The sequence below is a fragment of the Bacillus sp. XB1 genome, assembly GCF_053557995.1.
In genome coordinates, this window is sequence record NZ_JBNRIL010000008.1 from 24,853 (window position 1) to 46,644 (window position 21,792).

The following is a 21,792-nucleotide window of genomic DNA, read 5'->3' on the forward strand; positions in this document are numbered from 1 at the left end:
GGTAGGCCCCTTGATAGATGTAAATAACTTTGAATATATGAAGATTGGACTTGCTTCACCTGACAAGATTCGTTCTTGGTCATACGGTGAAGTTAAGAAACCAGAAACTATTAACTATCGTACGTTAAAGCCTGAAAAAGATGGCTTGTTCTGTGAGCGTATTTTCGGACCACAAAAGGACTGGGAATGTCATTGCGGAAAATACAAACGTGTACGTTATAAAGGTGTAGTTTGTGATCGATGTGGCGTTGAAGTAACGCGTGCAAAAGTACGTCGTGAACGTATGGGTCATATTGAATTAGCTGCTCCTGTATCTCATATTTGGTATTTCAAAGGTATCCCGAGCCGCATGGGACTTGTCTTAGACATGTCCCCTCGCGCGCTTGAAGAAGTAATTTATTTCGCTTCTTATGTTGTAACAGAAAGTGGAGATACACCACTTGATAAGAAGCAATTACTTTCTGAAAAAGAATACCGTGCATATCGTGATCGATATGGTAGCACATTCCAAGCTGCTATGGGTGCAGAAGCAATTAAAAAGCTACTACAAGACATCGATTTAGATAAAGAAGTAGACTTCTTAAAAGAAGAATTAAAAACAGCACAAGGACAACGCCGTACTCGTGCTATTAAACGTCTAGAAGTATTAGAAGCATTCCGTAACTCTGGAAATGAACCGTCTTGGATGATCTTAGATGTTCTACCAGTAATTCCACCAGAACTACGCCCAATGGTACAGTTAGACGGTGGACGTTTTGCTACTTCTGACTTAAACGACTTATACCGTCGTGTAATTAACCGTAACAATCGTTTAAAACGTCTATTGGACTTAGGTGCACCAAGCATCATCGTTCAAAACGAAAAACGTATGTTACAAGAAGCTGTAGACGCATTAATCGATAATGGTCGTCGTGGCCGTCCAGTTACTGGACCAGGTAACCGTCCATTAAAATCACTATCTCACATGCTTAAAGGTAAACAAGGACGTTTCCGTCAAAACTTATTAGGTAAACGTGTTGACTACTCTGGTCGTTCTGTAATCGTTGTAGGACCGAACTTAAAGATGTATCAATGTGGATTACCAAAAGAAATGGCGCTTGAACTGTTCAAACCTTTCGTAATGAAAGAGTTAGTTGAAAAAGGATTAGCACATAACATTAAGAGTGCGAAACGTAAAATCGAGCGTGTACAACCTGAAGTTTGGGACGTTTTAGAGTCTGTGATTAAAGAACATCCAGTACTTCTAAACCGCGCACCAACACTTCACCGTCTTGGTATCCAGGCGTTTGAACCTACATTAGTAGAAGGTCGCGCAATCCGTCTTCACCCACTTGTATGTACTGCATACAACGCGGACTTTGACGGTGACCAAATGGCCGTTCACGTACCTTTATCATCAGAAGCTCAAGCTGAAGCTCGTCTTCTTATGTTAGCGGCACAAAACATCTTGAACCCGAAAGACGGTAAACCAGTTGTTACTCCATCTCAGGATATGGTATTAGGTAACTATTACTTAACACTTGAGCGTGAAGGTGCAATCGGTGAAGGTATGGTCTTCAAAGATGCAAACGAAGCATTGCTTGCATATCAAAATGGATATGTTCATCTTCATACACGTGTTGCAGTAGCTGCAAGTGCAGTAAACAACGCAACATTTACTGAAGAGCAAAAGAGTATGCTTCTATTAACAACAGTTGGTAAATTAATATTTAACGAAATCTTGCCAGAGTCGTTCCCTTATATTAATGAACCAACAAATTCAAACCTTGAAAAAGAAACACCAGCGAAATATTTCGTTGAAAAAGGTGCGAACATTAAAGAAATTATTGCTAGTCGCGAAGAAGTGGCGCCATTTAGCAAGAAAATCCTTGGTAACATCATTGCGGAAGTATTCAAACGTTTCCAAATTACAGAAACGTCTCGCATGCTTGACCGTATGAAAAACTTAGGATTCAAGTACTCTACAAAAGCTGGTATTACAGTTGGGGTATCTGACATTCTTGTATTAGGCGAAAAAGATGAAATTCTCCACGAAGCACAAGCAAAAGTAGATAATGTAATTAAACAATTCCGTCGCGGTTTAATCACGGAAGAAGAACGTTACGATCGCGTTATCTCTATTTGGAGTAATGCAAAAGATGTTATCCAAGGAAAACTGATGAAATCCTTGAATAAACGCAACCCAATCTTCATGATGAGTGACTCAGGTGCCCGTGGTAACGCATCTAACTTTACTCAGCTTGCTGGTATGCGTGGTCTTATGGCCAATCCATCTGGTCGTATCATCGAACTTCCAATCAAATCGAGTTTCCGTGAAGGTTTAACAGTACTTGAGTACTTCATCTCTACGCACGGTGCGCGTAAAGGTCTTGCTGATACAGCACTTAAAACTGCCGATTCTGGTTACTTAACACGTCGTCTTGTTGACGTTGCACAAGATGTAATCGTTCGTGAAGATGATTGTGGAACAGATCGCGGTTTATTAATCGGTGCGATTAAAGAGGGTAATGAAGTTATCGAGTCATTATATGATCGTCTTGTTGGACGTTTTGCAAGAAAAACTGTAAAACATCCTGAAACAGGTGAAGTATTAGTTGCTGAAAATCAATTAATTACTGAAGATATCGCTCATATCGTTGAAAATTCGGGTGTTGAAACTGTAAACATTCGTTCAGCGTTTACGTGTAACACTCGCCACGGTGTATGTAAGAAGTGTTACGGTCGTAACTTAGCAACTGGAACAGACGTAGAAGTAGGAGAAGCGGTAGGTATTATCGCAGCTCAATCTATCGGTGAGCCAGGTACACAGTTAACGATGCGTACATTCCATACAGGTGGGGTTGCCGGAGATGATATCACTCAAGGTTTACCTCGTATCCAAGAGATCTTCGAAGCTCGTAATCCGAAAGGTCAGGCAGTTATCAGTGAAATCGACGGTGTTATCGCAGCGATCAACGACGTTAAAGATCGCCAAGAAGTAGTTGTACAGGGTGAAGTTGAAGCTCGTACGTATGCTATTCCTTACGGTGCTCGTCTGAAAGTAACTCCAGGACAGCCAATTAGCCACGGTAAAGAGTTAACAGAAGGTTCTATTGATCCGAAAGAATTACTAAAAGTAACGGACATTACGGCGGTTCAAGAATACTTATTACGTGAAGTTCAAAAAGTATACCGTATGCAAGGGGTAGAAATTGGTGACAAACACGTAGAAGTAATGGTACGTCAAATGTTACGTAAAGTTCGTGTAAGTGATGCAGGTGAAACAGATGTATTACCAGGAACATTACTAGATATCCATCAGTTCACTGATGCGAATGCTAAGGTCTTACTGCAAGGTAAGCAACCAGCAACAGCTAGACCTGTTCTACTTGGTATTACAAAAGCTTCACTTGAAACAGATTCATTCTTATCTGCAGCATCGTTCCAAGAAACAACTCGTGTCTTAACTGATGCAGCAATTAAGGGTAAACGCGATGAACTTCTAGGATTAAAAGAAAATGTTATTATCGGTAAACTTGTTCCTGCTGGAACAGGTATGAATCGTTATCGCAAAGTGGATCTTGTAAAAACAACACAAGATGACATGAATGTAGAAAACGATGAGGTTTATGTGGAACAGTAAAATTTTCCGGCATAAATTTTGTATAAAAACAATTAATCTTAGTTGACATTGTATGAGTCAAAATGTTACTATAATCAAGGTTGCTCCTGAACGATGCTTTGGAGGATATTTATATGTCTTATCAAAAAGTATCAACTGCTGAAAATGTAGTCGTTGGTCATAAACGCACATTGGAGGCAATCAAAAATGGTACAGTTAAAGAAGTTGTCATCGCAGAGGATGCTGACATGCGGTTAACCCATGCTATCATTCGTGTTGCAATGCAATATAACGTGCCCATAACAAAAGTTGAATCAGTTCGTAAGCTTGGTAAAGCTTCGGGGATTCAAGTGGGAGCTTCAGCAATAGGAATAATAAGTTAAAACTGTTTTTGTGAGGAGAGAGCATTTGCTCTTCCTTGCAAAAACTTTGTTTTCAACTAATAATGAACCACCTGGATATGTGGTCATACAAACATGCGAAGGGAGGATAATCAAATGCCTACTATTAACCAATTAGTGAGAAATGGTCGTACTGATAAAGTATGGAAATCTAAATCACCTGCGTTAAACAAAGGTTTTAACTCTTTAAAGAAAAAATCAACTGATATCTCTGCACCTCAAAAACGTGGTGTATGTACTCGTGTTGGTACAATGACTCCAAAGAAACCTAACTCAGCGTTACGTAAATACGCTCGTGTACGTTTAACAAACGGTATCGAGGTTACAGCTTACATCCCAGGTATCGGTCATAACCTACAAGAGCATAGCGTAGTATTAATTCGCGGTGGTCGTGTAAAGGATTTACCGGGGGTACGTTACCACATCGTTCGTGGTGCGCTTGACACAGCTGGTGTTGACAAACGTATGCAAGGACGTTCTAAATATGGTACTAAGAGACCAAAACCTGCTAAAAAATAATAACTTTAAAATGAAAGGAGGAACTCAATATGCCTCGTAAAGGACCTGTTGCGAAACGTGACGTGTTACCAGATCCAATGTACAATTCGAAGCTAGTAACACGCCTTATCAACAAAATGATGGTTGACGGTAAAAAAGGTAAATCTCAAACAATTCTTTATAATGCGTTCGATATCGTAAACGAACGTACTGGTAAAGAGCCAATGGAAGTATTCGAGCAAGCTCTTAAGAACATCATGCCTGTTCTTGAAGTACGCGCTCGTCGTGTTGGTGGTGCTAACTACCAAGTTCCAGTTGAGGTTCGTCCAGAACGCCGTACAACTTTAGGTCTTCGTTGGTTAGTAAACTACGCTCGTCTTCGTGGTGAAAAAACTATGGAAGAGCGTCTTGCTAACGAAATCTTAGATGCAGCTAACAACGCTGGTGCATCTGTTAAGAAACGTGAAGACACTCATAAAATGGCAGAAGCTAACAAAGCATTTGCTCATTACCGTTGGTAGGATTCAACGTAAAATAAATGTAAGCATAAACCGCTTTATTTGTCGCTTATGGAAGTGTGGAGAGGGAGAATGCCTCTCCCTTTCATCGGGCGCTCGTTTTACATAATGAGAGTACTGGACATACTGACATGTGTAACAATATAAAGTGGCTTTTTTGCTACTTAAAATAAAAAAATCCAATCCATATATGGAAGGAGCAAGACACCAAATGGCAAGAGAGTTCTCTTTAGAAAACACTCGTAATATTGGTATCATGGCTCACATCGATGCTGGTAAAACAACAGCAACTGAGCGTATTCTGTACTACACAGGACGTATTCATAAAATCGGTGAAACTCACGAAGGTGCATCTCAGATGGACTGGATGGAGCAAGAGCAAGAGCGTGGTATCACAATTACTTCTGCTGCAACTACAGCACAATGGAAAGGTCATCGTGTAAACATCATTGATACTCCAGGACACGTAGATTTCACAGTAGAAGTAGAACGTTCTTTACGCGTACTTGATGGCGCTGTAGCAGTACTTGATGCGCAATCTGGTGTAGAACCACAAACAGAAACTGTTTGGCGTCAGGCTACTACTTACGGCGTACCTCGTATCGTATTCGTTAACAAAATGGATAAGATCGGTGCAGATTTCTTATACTCTGTAGGAACAATCCACGATCGTTTACAAGCAAACGCACATCCAATTCAGTTACCAATCGGTGCTGAAGATGAGTTCAATGGTATCATTGACCTTGTTGAAGAGTGTGCTTACATGTACGGTAACGATTTAGGAACAGACATTCAACGTGTTGAAATTCCTGAAGAGCACAAAGAATTAGCTGAAGAATACCGTGGAAAACTTATTGAAGCGGTAGCTGAGCTTGATGAAGAAATGATGATGAAGTACCTAGAAGGTGAAGAAATCACTGTAGAAGAGCTTAAAGCTGGTATCCGTAAGGCTACAACTTCTGTAGAATTCTTCCCAGTAATCTGTGGTTCTGCATTCAAAAACAAAGGTGTTCAAATTCTGTTAGACGCAGTTATCGACTACCTTCCATCTCCACTAGATGTACCTGCTATTAAAGGTACTCTACCGGATACAGATGAAGAAGTAGAACGTAAGTCTAGCGATGAAGAACCATTCGCAGCTTTAGCATTCAAAATCATGACTGACCCTTATGTTGGTAAGTTAACGTTCTTCCGTGTGTACTCTGGTGTGTTAAACTCTGGATCATACGTGAAAAACTCAACTAAAGGTAAGCGTGAGCGTGTAGGTCGTATCCTACAAATGCACGCTAACAGCCGTGAAGAGATTTCAACAGTTTACGCTGGTGATATCGCTGCTGCTGTAGGTTTAAAAGATACTACTACTGGTGATACTCTTTGTGACGAGAAGAGCCTTGTTATCCTTGAGTCTATGGAATTCCCAGAGCCAGTTATCTCTGTAGCTATCGAACCAAAATCTAAAGCTGACCAAGATAAAATGGGTACAGCATTATCTAAGCTTTCTGAAGAAGATCCAACATTCCGTGCTCACACTGACCAAGAAACTGGCCAAACTATCATCGCTGGTATGGGTGAACTTCACCTTGATATCATCGTTGACCGTATGCGTCGTGAATTCAAAGTGGAAGCAAACGTTGGTGCTCCTCAGGTAGCATACCGTGAGACTTTCCGCGCTGCTGCGAAAGTTGAAGGTAAGTTCGCTCGTCAATCTGGTGGTCGTGGACAATTCGGTCACGTTTGGATTGAGTTTGAACCTAACGAAGAAGGTAAAGGATTCGAATTCGAAAACAAGATCGTCGGTGGTGTAGTTCCTCGTGAATACATCCCAGCTGTTGGAGCAGGTCTTGAAGATGCACTTAAAAATGGTGTACTAGCTGGTTATCCACTAGTTGACATTAAAGCTGCATTAGTTGACGGATCTTACCATGATGTCGATTCATCTGAGATGGCGTTCAAAATCGCTGCATCTATGGCACTTAAAGCTGCGGTTTCTAAATGTAGCCCAGTAATTCTTGAGCCAATGATGAAAGTTGAAGTTGTAATTCCTGAAGAGTACATGGGTGACATTATGGGTGACGTAACATCTCGTCGTGGACGTGTAGAAGGTATGGAAGCTCGCGGTAACGCACAAGTTGTTCGCGCTATGGTTCCACTTTCTGAAATGTTCGGTTATGCAACGTCATTACGTTCTAACACTCAAGGACGCGGAACATTCTCTATGGTGTTTGACCACTATGAAGAAGTACCAAAGTCTGTTTCTGAAGAAATTATCAAAAAAAATAAAGGTGAATAATTGATTTTTATCGATTGTTCAAGTATAACTACTTATGTAAGCTTAGAAAGTGGGACGTAAGTTTCACTTTCTAGTCTAAATATAAAATAACCTATATAAACTAAGGAGGAATTTAGAATGGCTAAAGCTAAATTCGAACGTTCTAAACCCCATGTTAACATCGGTACAATCGGCCACGTTGACCATGGTAAAACTACATTAACTGCTGCGATCACTACAGTTCTTGCAAAAGCTGGTGGTGCTGAAGCACGCGGATACGATCAAATCGATGCTGCTCCAGAAGAAAGAGAGCGCGGTATCACAATCTCAACTGCACACGTTGAGTACGAAACTGAAACTCGTCACTATGCACACGTTGACTGCCCAGGTCACGCTGACTATGTTAAAAACATGATCACTGGTGCTGCTCAAATGGACGGCGGTATCTTAGTAGTATCTGCTGCTGATGGCCCAATGCCTCAAACACGTGAGCACATCCTTCTTTCTCGTCAAGTAGGTGTTCCTTACATCGTTGTATTCTTAAACAAATGCGACATGGTAGATGACGAAGAATTATTAGAATTAGTAGAAATGGAAGTTCGCGACCTATTATCTGAATACGGATTCCCAGGCGACGACATTCCTGTAATCAAAGGTTCTGCTCTTAAAGCTCTTCAAGGAGAAGCTGATTGGGAAGCAAAAATCATTGAATTAATGGCTGAAGTTGATGCTTACATCCCAACTCCAGAACGTGAAACTGACAAACCATTCTTAATGCCTGTAGAGGACGTATTCTCTATCACAGGTCGTGGTACAGTTGCTACTGGTCGTGTTGAGCGCGGTATCGTTAAAGTTGGTGACGTAGTAGAAATCATCGGTCTTGCTGAAGAAAATGCTTCTACAACTGTAACTGGTGTAGAGATGTTCCGTAAACTTCTTGACCAAGCTCAAGCTGGAGACAACATCGGTGCTTTACTTCGTGGGGTTGCTCGTGAAGACATCCAACGTGGACAAGTACTTGCAAAAAGCGGTTCTGTAAAAGCTCACGCTAAATTCAAAGCTGAAGTTTTCGTATTATCTAAAGAAGAAGGTGGACGTCACACTCCATTCTTCGCTAACTACCGTCCTCAGTTCTACTTCCGTACAACTGACGTAACTGGTATCATCCAATTACCAGAAGGTACTGAAATGGTAATGCCTGGTGACAACATCGAAATGACTATCGAACTTATCGCTCCAATCGCTATCGAAGAGGGAACTAAATTCTCTATTCGTGAAGGTGGACGTACAGTAGGTTACGGTGTAGTTGCTACTATCGTTGAGTAATCTTAACTGATATAAAAAAACCTAAGGGATTTTCCCTTAGGTTTTTTGTTTGCGTTTATATAAGGGAGAAGAGAGTGTTTTTTTTGTTTTGACGAGTTTCTTCTATAGTAATATAAAAACAACAAAAGATAATCCAGAAACTGTAAAATGAATTCTGTTAGATGAAAACTTGAAATTCTTTAAAGTGCCATGTATAATAGCAAAAGTAGAGAAAAGCAGATGCAAACAAAAAGATGCTTGCATCTAGACGAATAACATTGTATAATAGACAATGTTGGTCTTTGACTGCGATGAAGTGGAAGGTTGCTGACACACCCGGCCGCTTTGCCATGGCATGGTGTGGGGAAATTTCCATGGAGAAGGTCTATTTTAGAAATAGGCGAACGAAGGAGGGAAAATAATGGCAAAAGAAAAAATTCGTATCCGTTTAAAAGCTTACGATCACCGTATTCTTGATCAGTCAGCTGAGAAAATTGTAGAAACAGCTAAGCGTTCTGGGGCAACAGTTTCTGGTCCGATCCCATTACCAACTGAAAAAACTGTTTACACAATTCTTCGTGCTGTTCATAAGTACAAAGATTCTCGTGAGCAATTCGAAATGCGCACGCACAAACGTCTAATCGACATCGTGAGTCCTACTCCACAAACAGTAGATTCATTAATGCGTTTAGACTTACCATCTGGTGTAGATATCGAAATCAAACTATAATTTATATAACTTAAAAATGTAGGAGGTGTAACTCATGACCAAAGGAATCTTAGGAAGAAAGATCGGTATGACTCAAGTATTTGCTGAGAACGGTGAGTTAATCCCAGTAACAGTTATCGCTGCTAATCCAAACGTTGTTCTTCAAAAGAAAACAACTGAAACTGATGGCTACAATGCAATCCAGTTAGGATTTGAAGATAAACGTGAAAAGTTAACTAACAAACCTGAACAAGGCCACACTGCTAAAGCATCTACAACTCCTAAGCGCTTCATTCGCGAAATCCGCGATGCAGACGTGGACGGATTAGAGGTTGGTCAAGAGGTAAAAGTTGACGTATTCGCTACAGGTGAAATCGTTGATGTAACAGGAATTTCTAAAGGTAAAGGTTTCCAAGGTGTTATCAAACGCCACGGACAATCTCGCGGACCTATGTCTCATGGTTCTCGCTATCACCGTCGTCCAGGTTCAATGGGCCCAGTTGCTCCGAACCGTGTATTCAAAGGCAAAAAACTTGCTGGACGTATGGGTGGAGACCAAGTTACTATCCAAAACTTAGAAATCGTTCAAGTTGACACTGAGCGCAACTTATTACTAGTAAAAGGTAACGTTCCAGGTGCTAAGAAATCTCTTGTAGTTGTTCAAGGCGCTGTGAAGGTTAGCAAATAATTCACAATAGGAAGGAGGAATTCCAATGCCAAAAGTTACTGTATATAACCAAACTGGTTCACAGGTTGGTGAAATCGAATTAGCTGAAGCTATTTTCGGTATCGAACCAAATGAAGCTGTACTTTTCGAAGCTGTAATGATGCAACGTGCATCTTTACGTCAAGGTACACACAAAGTAAAAACTCGCTCTGAAGTTCGCGGTGGTGGTCGTAAACCATGGCGTCAAAAAGGAACTGGACGTGCTCGTCAAGGGTCTATCCGCTCTCCTCAATGGCGTGGTGGTGGTACGGTATTCGGACCTACACCAAGAAGCTATGCGTACAAACTTCCTAAGAAAGTTCGTCGTTTAGCAATCAAATCTGCATTAGCTACTAAAGTAGTTGAGAACAACATTGTAGTTCTTGAAGACCTAGTGTTAAATGCACCAAAAACAAAAGATATGCTAGCAGTACTTAAAGGATTAACTGTTGAGAAGAAAGCTCTTATCGTAACTGCTGATGCAAACGAATCTGTAGAGTTATCTGCTCGCAATATCCCTGGAGTAACAGTAATCACTGCTGATGGCGTAAACGTTTTAGACGTGCTTCATCATGATAAGCTAATCATGACAAAAGCGGCAGTGGAAAAAGTAGAGGAGGTGCTTGCATAATGAGAGATCCTCGTGATATCATTAAGCGCCCAGTTATCACTGAACGTTCTATGGAAATGATGGCTGAAAAAAAATACACGTTCGATGTGGACGTTAAATCTAATAAAACAGAAGTTAAAGATGCTCTTGAAGCGATCTTTGGTGTTAAAGTAGAAAAAGTGAACATCATGAACTACAAGCCGAAAGCAAAACGCGTTGGTCGTCACGCTGGTTTTACTAGCCGTCGTCGTAAAGCAATCGTTAAGCTAACTGCTGACAGCAAAGAAATCGAAATCTTCCAAGGCGTTTAATTCTTACTAAAGAAGGAGGGAAATTGAGATGGGAATCAAAAAGTATAATCCAACTACTAACGGTCGTCGTAATATGACTACGAATGATTTCGCTGAAATCACGACTGATAGACCCGAAAAGTCATTACTTGCTCCTTTAAGCAAGAAGGCTGGTCGTAATAACCAAGGTAAAATCACTGTACGTCATCAAGGTGGCGGACATAAGCGTCAATACCGTATCATCGACTTTAAGCGTAACAAAGATGGAATTCCAGGACGCGTTGCTACGATCGAATACGATCCAAACCGCTCTGCGAATATCGCATTAATTAACTACGTTGACGGTGAAAAACGTTACATTCTTGCTCCTAAATCTTTAGAAGTAGGTATGGAAGTTATGTCTGGCCCAGAAGCTGACATTAAAATCGGTAACGCATTACCATTAATCAACATTCCAGTAGGTACTGTTGTTCATAACATCGAGCTTAAGCCTGGTCGTGGCGGACAATTAGTTCGTTCTGCTGGTACATCTGCTCAAGTACTTGGTAAAGAAGGTAAATACGTACTTGTACGTTTAACTTCTGGTGAAGTACGTCTTGTATTATCTGCTTGTCGCGCTTCAATCGGTCAAGTAGGTAACGAACAACACGAACTTATCAAAATCGGTAAAGCAGGTCGCTCTCGCTGGTTAGGTAAACGCCCAACAGTTCGTGGTTCTGTAATGAACCCGGTTGATCACCCACACGGTGGTGGTGAAGGACGTTCTCCAATCGGACGTAAGTCTCCAATGTCTCCATGGGGTAAACCAACTCTTGGATTCAAGACTCGTAAGAAAAACAAAGCGTCTGACAAATTCATCGTTCGTCGTCGTAAAAAATAATGGGATTGTAGTACGGTTCATTTCTAGAACCGTACGCCAATCACGAAGGGAGGCACCAAAATGGCTCGTAGCTTAAAAAAAGGACCATTTGTCGATGATCACTTAATGAGCAAAATGGAAAAATTAGTTGCATCTGAGCAAAAACAAGTTGTTAAAACTTGGTCTCGCCGTTCAACAATCTTCCCTCAGTTCATCGGACACACAATCGCTGTATATGATGGTCGTAAACACGTACCTGTGTACATCACTGAGGATATGGTTGGCCATAAGTTAGGTGAATTCGCACCAACTCGTACGTACAAAGGTCACCTTGCTGACGATAAGAAAACTAGAAGATAATGAGAGGAGGCACTTCAATGCAAGCTAAAGCAGTAGCGAGAACAGTTCGTATTGCTCCTCGTAAAGTTCGTTTAGTAGTAGACTTAATCCGAGGTAAGCAAGTGGGTGAAGCGATTGCTATCCTTAACCACACACCAAAAACTGCTTCTCCAGTTGTAGAAAAAGTTTTAAAATCTGCAATCGCAAATGCAGAGCACAATTATGAGATGGACATTAACAACCTAGTTGTTGAAAAAGTTTTCGTTGACGAAGGTCCAACGTTAAAACGTTTCCGTCCACGTGCAATGGGTCGTGCAAGCCAAATTAACAAACGCACAAGCCACATCACAGTTGTGGTATCAGAAAAGAAGGAGGGATAATCGATGGGTCAAAAGGTTAATCCAATTGGTCTTCGTGTCGGCGTTATCCGTGACTGGGAATCTCGTTGGTTCGCTGAGAAAGATTACGCTACATTATTACATGAAGACATCAAAATCCGTGAGTACATTAATGTACGCTTAAAAGATTCTGCTGTTGCTAAAGTAGAAATCGAACGTGCAGCAAATCGTGTAAATGTTACAATTCACACTGCAAAACCTGGTATGGTAATTGGTAAAGGTGGTACTGAAGTTGAAGCACTTCGTAAAGCTCTTAACCAATTAACAGGCAAGCGTGTACACATCAACATTTTAGAAGTTAAGAGAGCTGATCTTAACGCTAAATTAGTAGGCGAAAACATCGCTCGTCAATTAGAAAACCGTGTATCATTCCGTCGTGCACAAAAGCAAGTTATTCAACGTGCTATGCGTGCAGGTGCTAAAGGTATTAAAACACAGGTTTCTGGTCGTCTTGGCGGAGCTGATATCGCTCGTGCAGAATCTTACAGTGAAGGAACTGTTCCACTTCATACACTTCGCGCTGATATTGACTATGCAGCAGTTGAAGCTGATACAACATACGGTAAATTAGGCGTAAAAGTATGGATCTACCGTGGAGAAGTCCTTCCTACAAAAAAGAAAGCTTCTGAGGAAGGAGGAAAATAATATGTTAATGCCAAAACGCGTAAAATATCGTAGAGAGCATCGTGGTAAAATGCGTGGTCGTGCTAAAGGTGGAACTGAAATTGCTTTCGGTGAATTCGGTTTACAAGCACAAGCTGCTTCATGGATTACAAACCGTCAAATCGAAGCTGCTCGTCGTGCAATGACTCGTTACATGAAACGTGGCGGTAAAGTATGGATTAAAATTTTCCCTTCTAAACCTTACACTGCAAAACCTCTAGAAGTACGTATGGGTTCCGGTAAAGGGGCACCAGAAGGCTGGGTAGCAGTAGTAAAACCTGGGAAAATTATGTTCGAAATCGCGGGTGTATCTGAAGAGGTAGCACGCGAAGCATTACGTCTTGCAGCTCACAAGTTACCTGTGAAATGTAAATTCGTAAAACGTGAAGAAAATGGTGGTGAATCTAATGAAAACTAATGATATTCGTGAATTAACCACTGCCGAAATCGAAACAAAAGTTAAAGCTTTAAAGGAAGAGTTGTTTAATCTTCGCTTCCAACTTGCTACAGGACAATTAGAGAATCCAACTCGCATTCGTGAAGTGCGTAAAGCAATTGCTCGTATGAAAACTGTAGTTCGTGAAAGAGAGATCGGAATTAATCGATAAATTGAGGGGAGGTTTGCATAGTGAGCGAACGTAACCAACGCAAAGTTTATACTGGTCGTGTAGTGTCTGACAAAATGGACAAAACGATTACAGTTTTAGTTGAAACTTACAAAACTCATTCCTTGTACGGAAAACGTGTTAAGTATTCTAAGAAGTACAAAGCCCATGATGAGCAAAACCAAGCGAAACTTGGCGATATCGTTAAAATCATGGAAACTCGCCCGCTTTCTGCTACTAAGCGTTTCCGTTTAGTTGAAATCGTTGAAGAAGCGGTTATTATCTAAATAGACGAATCGGAATTTTTAGTCCGAAGGGAGGTTTCATAACATGATCCAACAAGAATCTCGTTTGAAAGTTGCTGACAACTCTGGTGCACGTGAACTTTTAACAATTAAAGTATTAGGCGGCTCTGGTCGTAAATATGCTAACATTGGTGACATTATCGTTGCTACGGTAAAACAAGCAACACCAGGTGGCGTTGTTAAAAAAGGTGACGTTGTTAAAGCAGTAGTGGTACGTACGAAGAGCGGAGCTCGTCGTCCGGACGGTTCTTACATCAAATTTGATGAAAACGCAGCGGTTATCATTAAAGACGATAAGAGCCCACGTGGTACTCGTATCTTCGGACCAGTAGCTCGTGAATTACGTGATAGCAACTTCATGAAGATCGTTTCTTTAGCTCCAGAAGTTCTATAATTTAAGGTATTGCCTTGCTAAGGAGGTGCAGAATTAAGATGCATGTAAAAAAAGGTGATAAAGTACAGGTAATCACTGGTAAAGACAAAGGAAAACAAGGCGTTATCCTTGTGGCTTTCCCAAAGCAAAACCGTGTTATCGTTGAGGGTGTCAATATCGTTAAGAAGCACTCTAAGCCATCTCAATTAAATCCACAAGGTGGAATTATTACTAAAGAAGCACCTATTCACGTTTCTAACGTTATGATTTTAGATCCGAAAACAGGTGAACCTACTCGTGTAGGCTTCAAAGTAGAAGATGGTAAAAAAGTTCGTATTGCAAAAAAATCTGGTGAATTATTAGATAAATAATTTTCTTAAGAAAGGAGGTCACTTCATTGAATCGCCTTAAAGAGAAGTTCCAAAAGGAAATTACTCCTGCTCTAGTGAGCAAGTTTAACTATAAATCTGTAATGCAGGTACCAAAAATCGAAAAGATCGTAATCAACACTGGTGTTGGTGACGCGGTATCTAACTCAAAAGCGTTAGACAACGCAGTAGAAGAATTAACACAAATCACAGGTCAAAAACCTGTTGTAACTCGTGCTAAAAAATCAATCGCTGGTTTCCGTCTTCGTGAAGGTATGCCAATCGGTGCGAAAGTAACTTTACGCGGCGAGCAAATGTATGAGTTCTTCGACAAATTAGTATCAGTTTCTTTACCACGTGTACGTGATTTCCGTGGTGTTTCTAAGAAATCATTCGATGGTCGTGGAAACTATACATTAGGTGTTAAAGAGCAACTTATTTTCCCTGAGATTGATTATGATAAAGTAAGCAAAGTCCGCGGTATGGACATCGTAATCGTTACTACAGCGAAAACTGATGAAGAAGCTCGTGAACTTTTAACACAATTCGGTATGCCATTCCAAAAATAATGGAAGCCAACGCTAAGTAGAGGAGGCGAAAACGTGGCTAAAAAATCTATGATAGCGAAACAAAAGCGTACTCCTAAGTTTAAAGTACAAGAGTATACACGTTGCGAACGCTGCGGTCGTCCGCATTCTGTATACCGCAAATTTAAACTTTGCCGTATTTGTTTCCGTGAACTTGCATATAAAGGTCAAATTCCTGGTGTTAAAAAAGCTAGTTGGTAAAACCCACAAATGGGAAGGAGGTAAAACACATGGTGATGACAGATCCAATTGCAGACATGCTTACTCGCATCCGTAATGCGAACATGGTACGTCATGAGAAATTAGAGGTTCCTGCTTCTAAAATCAAAAAAGAGATCGCTGAACTTTTAAAACGTGAAGGTTTCATTCGTGATGTAGAATACATCGAGGATAACAAACAAGGTATCCTTCGTATTTTCCTGAAATATGGTGCAAACAATGAACGTGTAATCACTGGATTAAAACGTATCAGTAAACCTGGCTTACGCGTTTACGCTAAAGCTGACGAAGTACCACGTGTACTTAACGGATTAGGTATCGCTCTTGTTTCTACATCTAAGGGAGTAATGACAGACAAAGACGCTCGTCAATTACAAACTGGTGGAGAAGTAGTAGCATACGTTTGGTAATATATATTTAAAACGAACGGAGGTGTGACCACATGTCTCGTATTGGTAAAAAGATTCTTGAAATCCCTGCAGGTGTTACTATTACAGTTGCAGAAGACAATACTGTAACAGTAAAAGGCCCTAAAGGTGAATTAACTCGTACTTTCAATGCTGATATGCTTATCAAAATTGAAGAGAATACATTAACAGTTGAGCGTCCATCTGAACAGAAGGAACACCGTGCATTACACGGTACAACTCGTGCTTTAATCGGAAACATGGTTGAAGGTGTAACTGAAGGTTTCGCACGCGGACTTGAATTAGTCGGTGTTGGTTACCGTGCTCAAAAACAAGGTGATAAACTTGTATTAAGCGTAGGTTATTCTCATCCAGTAGAAATGACTCCGGAAGCAGGTCTTGAAGTTGAAGTACCTGCACCAACTAAGATCGTAATTAAAGGTATCGACAAGCAACGTGTTGGCGAATTCGCTGCTAACATCCGTGCTGTACGTGCTCCTGAGCCTTACAAAGGTAAAGGTATTCGTTACGAAGGCGAAGTTGTTCGTCGTAAAGAAGGTAAAACTGCTAAGTAAACCCGTTAGGTGAGAGAAAGGAGTGACAAGAATGATCACTAAAGCTGATAAAAATGCGACTCGTAAGAAAAGACATGCACGTGTACGTGCTAAACTTACTGGTACTGCAGAGCGTCCACGTTTAAACGTGTTCCGTTCTAACCAACATATTTACGCTCAAGTTATTGATGATGTGAATGGTGTAACGTTAGTAAGTGCATCTACTCTTGATAAAGACCTTGCTCTTAACGGTACTAGCAATATTGAAGCTGCTACGAAAGTTGGAGAATCAGTTGCTAAGCGTGCTGTAGAGAAAGGCGTTAAAGAAGTAGTATTTGATCGCGGTGGTTACTTATACCATGGCCGTGTTAAAGCTCTAGCTGAAGCTGCTCGTGAGGCTGGATTACAATTTTAATGGTCAAAGGAGGGAAAATTGATGCATCGCATTGACCCAAGTAAATTAGAACTTGAAGAACGTGTAGTTACGATAAATCGTGTCGCGAAAGTTGTTAAGGGTGGTCGTCGTTTCCGCTTTGCTGCACTAGTTGTAGTTGGCGATAAAAACGGTCATGTTGGATTCGGTACTGGTAAAGCACAAGAGGTACCAGACGCAATCCGTAAAGCTATCGAAGACGCTAAGAAAAACTTAATCGCTGTACCATTAGTTGGTACAACAATTCCACACACAATCAACGGTCATTTTGGCGCTGGTGAAGTATTCTTAAAACCTGCTGCTGAGGGTACTGGTGTTATTGCTGGTGGACCTGTTCGTGCGGTCCTTGAATTAGCTGGTGTACAAGATATTCTTTCGAAATCTCTTGGTTCTAACACACCAATCAACATGATTCGCGCTACTGTGAACGGATTAAGCGAACTTAAGCGCGCTGAAGATGTTGCAAAATTACGCGGTAAATCTGTAGAAGAGCTACTAGGTTAAGGAGGGAAAACAAATGGCGAAAAAGTTAGAAATTACCCTCACTCGTAGTGTAATTGGTCGTCCACAAGATCAACGTGCGACGGTAGAAGCTTTAGGTCTTAAAAAGTTGAATTCAACTGTAGTTAAGGAAGAAACTCCTGCTATTCTTGGTATGATCAACAAAGTTTCTCACCTTGTAACTGTAAAAGAAGCTTAAGGATAACTCATTAATATAAGGAGGTGCCTGGGAATGAAACTTCATGAATTAAAACCTGCAGAAGGTTCTCGTAAAGTACGTAACCGTGTCGGTCGTGGTATCGGTTCTGGTAACGGTAAAACTGCTGGTAAAGGTCATAAAGGACAAAACGCACGTTCTGGCGGCGGTGTTCGTCTTGGCTTCGAAGGTGGTCAAACTCCATTATTCCGTCGTTTACCAAAACGCGGCTTCACAAACATTAACCGTAAAGAGTTTGCTATTGTAAACTTATCAACGTTAAATCGTTTTGAAGATGGTACAGAAGTAACACCTGAATTATTGCTGGAAACTGGCGTTATCAGCAAGTTAAACGACGGTGTTAAAGTTCTTGCAAGCGGAGCAGTAGAGAAAAAACTAACTGTTAAAGCGCACAAGTTCTCTTCAAGTGCTAAAGAAGCAATTGAAGCAGCTGGCGGATCAGTTGAGGTGATCTAATGTTTCGTACAATCTCCAACTTTATGCGCGTTGCTGAGATAAGACGTAAAATATTATTCACTTTAGCGATGTTAATCGTATTCAGGATTGGCACGTTTATCCCCGTGCCATTTACAAATGGAGACGTACTGAAGGCACAAGATCAATTAAATGCTTTAGGTATTCTAAATACATTTGGCGGTGGAGCCTTGAAAAACTTCTCCATCTTTGCGATGGGAATCATGCCGTATATTACAGCATCCATCATCGTGCAATTATTGCAGATGGATGTTGTTCCTAAATTTTCGGAATGGTCGAAGCAAGGTGAAATGGGCCGTCGTAAATTAACGCAATTCACGCGTTACTTTACAATTGTTCTTGCGTTTATTCAGGGGTTTGGTATGTCAATCGGTTTTAACGGTATGGTAGGTGGACAATTAATTTTGAATCCAGGTTGGAGCACTTATTTATACATTGCTACGGTACTGACTGCTGGTACTGCATTTTTAATGTGGTTAGGTGAACAGATTACAGCTAAAGGTGTAGGTAATGGTATTTCCATCCTTATCTTTGGCGGTATTGCCGCAGCGATCCCAAGTGTTATATCTCAAGTGTATCAGCAACAGTTTCAAAATATCGGAGATCAATTGTTCATGAGTATCGTTAAAGTTGCATTGATTTTACTAGCTGTGCTAGCAGTTATTGTGGGTGTTATTTTCATTCAACAGGCTGTTAGAAAGATCCCAATTCAATATGCGAAGCGTGTAACAGGAGGAAATGGTGGTTATGCTGGAGCACAAAACACACATTTACCGCTTAAGGTAAATAGTGCTGGTGTTATTCCAGTAATTTTTGCTGTTTCATTCTTAATTACGCCTCCGACTATTGCACAGTTCTTCCCGAAACATGATGTATCGCAGTGGATTATTGCAAACTTTAACTATTCTCACCCAGTGGGAATGATCATATATGTTGCGCTCATTGTAGCCTTCACATATTTCTATGCATTTGTTCAGGTTAATCCAGAGCAAATGTCAGAGAATCTAAACAAGCAAGGTGGATATGTTCCAGGTATTCGTCCGGGTAAGAATACGGAACAATATCTAACAAAAATCTTGTATCGTTTGACCTTTGTAGGATCAATTTTCCTAGCAGCGATTGCAATCTTACCAGTTATCTTTACGAAATTGGGAAATCTTCCTCCATCTGCACAGATCGGTGGAACGAGTATGTTAATCGTTGTCGGCGTTGCTTTAGAAACAATGAAGCAGCTAGAAAGCCAACTGGTAAAACGCCATTACAAAGGGTTTATCAAGCAGTGAGTAAGTGGGAAGAATTGTCTTCCCTACATGCTCATGTACTCTGAGGGGGAACAAGGATGAACTTAATTTTAATGGGGCTTCCTGGTGCTGGTAAAGGTACACAAGCCGAACAGATTGTTGCCAAGTATAACATCCCTCACATTTCAACAGGAGACATGTTCCGTGCAGCTATGAAGGCTGAAACTGAAATGGGTCTACAAGCAAAATCTTTTATTGATAAAGGTGCACTTGTTCCAGATGAAGTTACAATCGGAATCGTTCGTGAACGTTTAAGTCAAGACGACTGCGTAAGAGGTTTCTTACTAGATGGTTTCCCACGAACTGTTGCACAAGCATCAGCTCTTGAAGAAATTATGAAAGATCTTGGCAAAAAAATCGACTATGTTTTAAACATTAATGTGGATTCAGGGTTGTTATTAAAACGCCTTACAGGCCGTCGCATTTGTAAAGAGTGCGGTGCGACTTACCACTTAGAATTCAATCCACCAGCAAAAGCTGATGTGTGCGATAAATGTGGTGGCGAATTATATCAACGCTCTGATGACAATGAAGAAACTGTAGCAAATCGTTTAGATGTAAATATTAAGCAAACAAAACCTTTGCTTGATTTCTACGAAGAGCTTGGTTACTTACAAAGCATTAATGGTGAGCAAGATATCAATAAAGTATTTGCTGATATCGATGTTCTCATCGGAGGCTTAGCGTAATGATAATCTGCAAAACTCCTCGCGAGATAGAAATCATGCGAGAAGCTGGCAGGATCGTTGCTTTGACTCATCAAGAGTTGAAACAGCACATTACTCCAGGAATTACAACGAAAGAGCTCGATCAAATAGCGGAAAAGACGATTCAAAAATATGGTGCTACGCCATCTTTTAAAGGATACAACGGATTTCCGGGGAGCATATGTGCTTCTGTAAATGAAGAGCTTGTACACGGAATTCCAGGGAAGCGCAAGCTCAAAGAGGGCGATATCATCAGTATCGATATTGGTGCGAAATACAATGGGTACCATGGAGATTCTGCATGGACGTATCCAGTTGGAAACATTTCTGAATCTGTTCAAAAGCTACTTGATGTCACAGAAAAATCGTTGTATCTTGGTCTAGAACAAGTAAAACCAGGCGAGAGATTATCAAATATCTCACATGCGGTTCAAACCCATGCTGAAGAGAATGGATTCTCGATCGTTAGGGAGTATGTTGGTCACGGAATCGGGCAAGACTTACATGAGGACCCTCAAATCCCGCACTATGGTCCACCCAATAGAGGCCCTAGATTAAAGCCGGGAATGGTCATCTGTGTTGAGCCGATGGTGAATCAAGGAAGACGATATGTAAAAACACTATCTGATGACTGGACAGTGGTAACGGTAGATGGTAAATGGTGTGCCCATTTTGAGCACACGATTGCTCTTACAGAAGCAGGATACGAAATCCTTACCACTTTATAAGTAGCTGGCTCTCCGGGATTTCAGAGCAGTGTAAAATGTTACTGATTTGAAGAAGGGAGAACTATTGAATGGCTAAAGATGATGTAATTGAAGTCGAAGGTACCGTTCTTGAAACGTTGCCAAATGCTATGTTCAAAGTAGAATTAGAGAATGGGCATGTCGTATTGGCTCACGTTTCTGGTAAAATCCGTATGAACTTCATTCGTATTTTACCAGGAGACAAAGTTACGGTAGAATTATCTCCGTACGATTTAAATCGTGGTCGTATTACGTACCGTTTTAAATAATATAGCACTCCGTAATCTTTAAGGAGGTTCGAGACATGAAAGTAAGACCGTCAGTTAAACCAATCTGCGAAAAATGTAAAGTTATTCGTAGACGTGGAAAAGTAATGGTTATTTGTGAAAACCCTAAACATAAACAAAAACAAGGTTAATCAGAAGGAGGTGCATTCGTAATGGCACGTATCGCAGGTGTAGATATTCCTCGAGACAAACGCGTTGTTATTTCTTTAACTTACGTATTCGGCATTGGTCGCACAACTGCTGAAAAAATTCTTGCTGAAGCAGGTATTTCTGAAGAAACACGAGTTCGTGATTTAACGGAAGACGAATTAGGACGTATCCGTGATATCATCGATCGTATTAAAGTTGAGGGAGACCTTCGTCGTGAAGTATCTCTTAACATCAAACGTCTAATGGAGATCGGTTCTTACCGTGGTCTTCGTCACCGTCGTGGTTTACCAGTTCGTGGTCAAAACTCTAAAAACAATGCTCGTACACGTAAAGGTCCACGTCGTACAGTAGCAAATAAAAAGAAATAATAAGTAAAGGAGGTTGAACTAACA

At 40.8% G+C, this 21,792-nt stretch carries 33 protein-coding genes; all 33 read left to right on the plus strand.

Translation table 11 applies throughout. The features are described 5' to 3' along the window. Positions 1-10: 10 nt before the first annotated feature. The 33 genes from rpoC to rpsM all read left to right on the plus strand — a co-directional run bounded on the left by rpoC (position 11) and on the right by rpsM (position 21,768). A complete protein-coding gene (rpoC, locus tag ACK1U5_RS26825) occupies positions 11-3,622 on the plus strand; it encodes a DNA-directed RNA polymerase subunit beta' (RefSeq protein ID WP_000567939.1) in 3,612 nt (1,203 codons plus the stop codon). 113 nt (positions 3,623-3,735) lie between these two features. Beyond that, positions 3,736-3,984, plus strand: a complete 249-nt coding sequence (locus tag ACK1U5_RS26830) for a 50S ribosomal protein L7ae-like protein (RefSeq protein ID WP_000121837.1) — start codon at positions 3,736-3,738, stop codon at positions 3,982-3,984. Between the two features lie 114 nt (positions 3,985-4,098). After that, positions 4,099-4,521, plus strand: a complete 423-nt coding sequence (rpsL, locus tag ACK1U5_RS26835) for a 30S ribosomal protein S12 (protein ID WP_001142341.1) — start codon at positions 4,099-4,101, stop codon at positions 4,519-4,521. Positions 4,522-4,550: 29 nt separating this feature from the next. Beyond that, positions 4,551-5,021, plus strand: a complete 471-nt coding sequence (rpsG, locus tag ACK1U5_RS26840; protein ID WP_001137491.1) for a 30S ribosomal protein S7 — start codon at positions 4,551-4,553, stop codon at positions 5,019-5,021. Positions 5,022-5,229: 208 nt separating this feature from the next. Then, the gene (fusA, locus tag ACK1U5_RS26845; RefSeq protein ID WP_000090370.1) at positions 5,230-7,308 is read left to right on the plus strand and encodes an elongation factor G; all 2,079 of its coding nucleotides are present in this window, start codon (positions 5,230-5,232) and stop codon (positions 7,306-7,308) included. A gap of 117 nt (positions 7,309-7,425) precedes the next feature. Beyond that, positions 7,426-8,613 carry an elongation factor Tu gene (tuf, locus tag ACK1U5_RS26850; protein ID WP_001029614.1) on the plus strand — a complete coding sequence of 396 codons (1,188 nt, stop codon included), beginning with the start codon at positions 7,426-7,428 and terminating at the stop codon, positions 8,611-8,613. A 400-nt stretch (positions 8,614-9,013) separates the two neighbouring features. After that, positions 9,014-9,322, plus strand: a complete 309-nt coding sequence (gene rpsJ / locus ACK1U5_RS26855) for a 30S ribosomal protein S10 (protein WP_001040596.1) — start codon at positions 9,014-9,016, stop codon at positions 9,320-9,322. Between the two features lie 34 nt (positions 9,323-9,356). Further along, complete coding sequence (gene rplC / locus ACK1U5_RS26860) at positions 9,357-9,989, plus strand: 50S ribosomal protein L3 (protein WP_000160207.1); 633 nt, start codon at positions 9,357-9,359, stop codon at positions 9,987-9,989. 25 nt (positions 9,990-10,014) lie between these two features. After that, on the plus strand, positions 10,015-10,638 hold the full coding sequence (gene rplD, locus ACK1U5_RS26865; protein ID WP_001127258.1) for a 50S ribosomal protein L4: 624 nt from the start codon (positions 10,015-10,017) through the stop codon (positions 10,636-10,638). After that, positions 10,638-10,928: a 50S ribosomal protein L23 gene (rplW, locus tag ACK1U5_RS26870; protein WP_001205558.1), complete on the plus strand. Its 291-nt coding sequence runs from the start codon at positions 10,638-10,640 to the stop codon at positions 10,926-10,928. Before rplD ends, rplW begins: the two co-directional genes overlap by 1 nt. Before the next feature lie 28 nt (positions 10,929-10,956). Beyond that, positions 10,957-11,787 carry a 50S ribosomal protein L2 gene (rplB, locus tag ACK1U5_RS26875; RefSeq protein WP_000511583.1) on the plus strand — a complete coding sequence of 277 codons (831 nt, stop codon included), beginning with the start codon at positions 10,957-10,959 and terminating at the stop codon, positions 11,785-11,787. 60 nt (positions 11,788-11,847) lie between these two features. After that, positions 11,848-12,126, plus strand: coding sequence for a 30S ribosomal protein S19 (gene rpsS / locus ACK1U5_RS26880; protein WP_000124454.1), 279 nt, complete (start codon positions 11,848-11,850; stop codon positions 12,124-12,126). A gap of 17 nt (positions 12,127-12,143) precedes the next feature. After that, a complete protein-coding gene (gene rplV / locus ACK1U5_RS26885; protein ID WP_001148024.1) occupies positions 12,144-12,485 on the plus strand; it encodes a 50S ribosomal protein L22 in 342 nt (113 codons plus the stop codon). A 3-nt stretch (positions 12,486-12,488) separates the two neighbouring features. Next, the gene (gene rpsC / locus ACK1U5_RS26890) at positions 12,489-13,148 is read left to right on the plus strand and encodes a 30S ribosomal protein S3 (protein ID WP_000529956.1); all 660 of its coding nucleotides are present in this window, start codon (positions 12,489-12,491) and stop codon (positions 13,146-13,148) included. Position 13,149: 1 nt separating this feature from the next. Further along, entirely contained in the window at positions 13,150-13,584 is a 435-nt protein-coding gene (gene rplP / locus ACK1U5_RS26895; RefSeq protein ID WP_000928969.1) for a 50S ribosomal protein L16, read from the plus strand. Further along, the gene (rpmC, locus tag ACK1U5_RS26900) at positions 13,574-13,774 is read left to right on the plus strand and encodes a 50S ribosomal protein L29 (RefSeq protein ID WP_000855718.1); all 201 of its coding nucleotides are present in this window, start codon (positions 13,574-13,576) and stop codon (positions 13,772-13,774) included. Before rplP ends, rpmC begins: the two co-directional genes overlap by 11 nt. Before the next feature lie 20 nt (positions 13,775-13,794). Beyond that, positions 13,795-14,058, plus strand: coding sequence for a 30S ribosomal protein S17 (rpsQ, locus tag ACK1U5_RS26905; RefSeq protein ID WP_000004106.1), 264 nt, complete (start codon positions 13,795-13,797; stop codon positions 14,056-14,058). A 43-nt stretch (positions 14,059-14,101) separates the two neighbouring features. Beyond that, the gene (gene rplN, locus ACK1U5_RS26910) at positions 14,102-14,470 is read left to right on the plus strand and encodes a 50S ribosomal protein L14 (protein ID WP_000615912.1); all 369 of its coding nucleotides are present in this window, start codon (positions 14,102-14,104) and stop codon (positions 14,468-14,470) included. A 38-nt stretch (positions 14,471-14,508) separates the two neighbouring features. Continuing rightward, a complete protein-coding gene (gene rplX, locus ACK1U5_RS26915; RefSeq protein WP_000558200.1) occupies positions 14,509-14,820 on the plus strand; it encodes a 50S ribosomal protein L24 in 312 nt (103 codons plus the stop codon). 26 nt (positions 14,821-14,846) lie between these two features. After that, the gene (rplE, locus tag ACK1U5_RS26920) at positions 14,847-15,386 is read left to right on the plus strand and encodes a 50S ribosomal protein L5 (protein WP_001080831.1); all 540 of its coding nucleotides are present in this window, start codon (positions 14,847-14,849) and stop codon (positions 15,384-15,386) included. A gap of 33 nt (positions 15,387-15,419) precedes the next feature. Further along, on the plus strand, positions 15,420-15,605 hold the full coding sequence (gene rpsN, locus ACK1U5_RS26925) for a 30S ribosomal protein S14 (protein WP_001085700.1): 186 nt from the start codon (positions 15,420-15,422) through the stop codon (positions 15,603-15,605). A gap of 29 nt (positions 15,606-15,634) precedes the next feature. Next, complete coding sequence (gene rpsH / locus ACK1U5_RS26930; RefSeq protein WP_000245511.1) at positions 15,635-16,033, plus strand: 30S ribosomal protein S8; 399 nt, start codon at positions 15,635-15,637, stop codon at positions 16,031-16,033. A 32-nt stretch (positions 16,034-16,065) separates the two neighbouring features. Then, positions 16,066-16,605: a 50S ribosomal protein L6 gene (gene rplF, locus ACK1U5_RS26935; protein WP_000086558.1), complete on the plus strand. Its 540-nt coding sequence runs from the start codon at positions 16,066-16,068 to the stop codon at positions 16,603-16,605. A gap of 31 nt (positions 16,606-16,636) precedes the next feature. Beyond that, the gene (gene rplR, locus ACK1U5_RS26940; protein WP_000628816.1) at positions 16,637-16,999 is read left to right on the plus strand and encodes a 50S ribosomal protein L18; all 363 of its coding nucleotides are present in this window, start codon (positions 16,637-16,639) and stop codon (positions 16,997-16,999) included. Positions 17,000-17,020: 21 nt separating this feature from the next. Further along, positions 17,021-17,521, plus strand: a complete 501-nt coding sequence (gene rpsE / locus ACK1U5_RS26945) for a 30S ribosomal protein S5 (protein WP_000554646.1) — start codon at positions 17,021-17,023, stop codon at positions 17,519-17,521. Positions 17,522-17,534: 13 nt separating this feature from the next. After that, positions 17,535-17,717, plus strand: a complete 183-nt coding sequence (gene rpmD, locus ACK1U5_RS26950; RefSeq protein WP_001085234.1) for a 50S ribosomal protein L30 — start codon at positions 17,535-17,537, stop codon at positions 17,715-17,717. Positions 17,718-17,750: 33 nt separating this feature from the next. Beyond that, on the plus strand, positions 17,751-18,191 hold the full coding sequence (gene rplO, locus ACK1U5_RS26955; protein WP_000766081.1) for a 50S ribosomal protein L15: 441 nt from the start codon (positions 17,751-17,753) through the stop codon (positions 18,189-18,191). Further along, entirely contained in the window at positions 18,191-19,492 is a 1,302-nt protein-coding gene (gene secY / locus ACK1U5_RS26960) for a preprotein translocase subunit SecY (protein WP_000490117.1), read from the plus strand. The genes rplO and secY overlap by 1 nt, the downstream gene beginning before the upstream one ends. A gap of 56 nt (positions 19,493-19,548) precedes the next feature. Further along, positions 19,549-20,199 carry an adenylate kinase gene (locus tag ACK1U5_RS26965; RefSeq protein WP_001048989.1) on the plus strand — a complete coding sequence of 217 codons (651 nt, stop codon included), beginning with the start codon at positions 19,549-19,551 and terminating at the stop codon, positions 20,197-20,199. Continuing rightward, positions 20,199-20,945, plus strand: coding sequence for a type I methionyl aminopeptidase (gene map / locus ACK1U5_RS26970; protein ID WP_000582539.1), 747 nt, complete (start codon positions 20,199-20,201; stop codon positions 20,943-20,945). Before ACK1U5_RS26965 ends, map begins: the two co-directional genes overlap by 1 nt. A 68-nt stretch (positions 20,946-21,013) precedes the next feature. After that, positions 21,014-21,232 carry a translation initiation factor IF-1 gene (gene infA, locus ACK1U5_RS26975; RefSeq protein WP_001029884.1) on the plus strand — a complete coding sequence of 73 codons (219 nt, stop codon included), beginning with the start codon at positions 21,014-21,016 and terminating at the stop codon, positions 21,230-21,232. Between the two features lie 35 nt (positions 21,233-21,267). Continuing rightward, entirely contained in the window at positions 21,268-21,381 is a 114-nt protein-coding gene (gene rpmJ, locus ACK1U5_RS26980) for a 50S ribosomal protein L36 (RefSeq protein WP_000868344.1), read from the plus strand. A gap of 21 nt (positions 21,382-21,402) precedes the next feature. After that, positions 21,403-21,768: a 30S ribosomal protein S13 gene (rpsM, locus tag ACK1U5_RS26985; RefSeq protein WP_000090788.1), complete on the plus strand. Its 366-nt coding sequence runs from the start codon at positions 21,403-21,405 to the stop codon at positions 21,766-21,768. The last annotated feature ends 24 nt before the right edge of the window (positions 21,769-21,792 follow it).